Genomic DNA, 1,591 nt, shown 5'->3' on the forward strand with positions numbered 1-1,591 from the left:
AACCGCATCATAGGGTGCGACCAGCCGGTGATGGGCGAGCAATGTTTGTTCCAGTTGCAAGGCGGCCGCTGCATCTGCGCCCTGCGCGCGGATCACCGCCAGATCGGCCTCGGCCAGCGCCAGTTCGGCCCGCGCCACATCTTCGTCGCGCAGCGCTTCCTCGGCCCGTTGAACAGAGGCGACGTCCTGCCGCGCCAGCTCCTTTTGCCGATCATTCGCGGCAATGCGCTGCGCCAGAACTGCCTGCGCCCGCGCCACTGCGGCATCAGCCTTGGACTGACCGGCGGCATTGGCCGCAACAGCCGCCTGCGCCCGCGCGACACGCGCTTCCTGTTCTGCCGGATGCAAGGCGGCCAGTTCCTGTCCGGCCTTTACCGCATCCCCTGCATCTGCCGACACCGACACCAATGCCGCGCCAACTTCGAAACCGACGCGCGACAGGATCCGGGCCTCGACAGAACCCAGGCCATAAAGGCGCAAGGGCACTCCGGTTTCAGCCGCGACAACCGTCACAGTCAAGGGCCGTTCGGTCAGAAACCAACCACCTGCCGCCAAACCAGCCAGTGCAACTGCGCCAAGGATCCAGGTTCTGCGCATCGCTCAGCCCTCGGCCCGGCGCATGCGGTTGATCAGGCCATCCTTCAGCACGAAGTGATGATACAGCGCGCCCACAACATGCAACGCCACAAGCGCCAGAAGTGCGATCTTCAGCACGTTGTGCCCTTGCGCAGCCAGATCGACACCGCCGAACCAGGCCATCGATCCGCTAAGCGGCATCAGGATCATCAGCGCATAAAGGCCGACATGAGCGGCCTTTGCCAAGGCGCGCTGAGCGGCATTGTCTCCGACCATGGCAGGCGCGCCGCGCCGCACCCGGATCGACAGCCGCCACAGCGCGAACAGCATGACCAATGCCCCGCCTGCGACATGGGTCAGAACCAGCGGATTGAAGGCGGTTTCCAGACCTTTCGTCGTCGCGTCCCACGCGGCTGCAATGGCATCTTTGAACAGGTATTGCTGCACGATCAGCAAGGCCGCAGCCCAGTGCAATGCAATCTGAAGACGGGTGTATCCTTTGGGGCTTGGCATGGCGGTCCAATCGCTCTGGCGAATCAGCTTGCTTGCCTTGCAGATTATGTTAGTGATTACTTACTTACAAGGGGCGCTCCATGTTACGTCGCAAATCAGCTGAGGATCGCAAGACGGAAATCGTTGCTGCCGTTCTGGACTTGGCCGACCGCATCGGCCCTGACCGGCTGACAACCAATGACATCGCGCAAGAGGTCGGCGTGACCCAAGCCGCGATATTCCGGCATTTCCCGACAAAGGCGGAACTCTGGACCGCCGTCGGGGACGCCATCGCAGATCGGCTGGAATGCGCGTGGCGGCATGCCGTGAATAGCAGCGAAAGCCCGCAAGCACGACTAAAGGCGCTGATCGCCGCGCAGTTGCAGCAGATCGAGCAAACCCCTGCGCTTCCGGCCATTCTGCATTCCCGCGAATTGAACGTGGACAATGCCGCCCTGCGCGACCGGTTTCGTGGGGTTCTGATGCAGTATCAGGCGCATCTGGTGGCAAATCTGCAGGCCAT

The 1,591-nt window shown here is 62.5% G+C and carries 2 protein-coding genes and 1 pseudogene; 1 reads left to right on the plus strand and 2 read right to left on the minus strand.

The window, feature by feature from the left end:
• Positions 1-597: pseudogene (locus tag C5F46_RS16020) on the minus strand (efflux RND transporter periplasmic adaptor subunit); the annotation flags it as partial.
• Positions 598-600: 3 nt separating this feature from the next.
• On the minus strand, positions 601-1,089 hold the full coding sequence (locus C5F46_RS16025; RefSeq protein WP_107326291.1) for a cytochrome b: 489 nt from the start codon (positions 1,087-1,089) through the stop codon (positions 601-603).
• Positions 1,090-1,169: 80 nt separating this feature from the next.
• On the opposite strand from C5F46_RS16025, the gene C5F46_RS16030 reads away from it, so the two are divergent.
• Positions 1,170-1,591: TetR/AcrR family transcriptional regulator (locus C5F46_RS16030; protein ID WP_107326292.1), on the plus strand; the 422-nt coding region annotated here is incomplete at its 3' end.

It is taken from the genome of Phaeovulum veldkampii DSM 11550 (assembly GCF_003034995.1).
GTDB lineage: Bacteria > Pseudomonadota > Alphaproteobacteria > Rhodobacterales > Rhodobacteraceae > Phaeovulum > Phaeovulum veldkampii.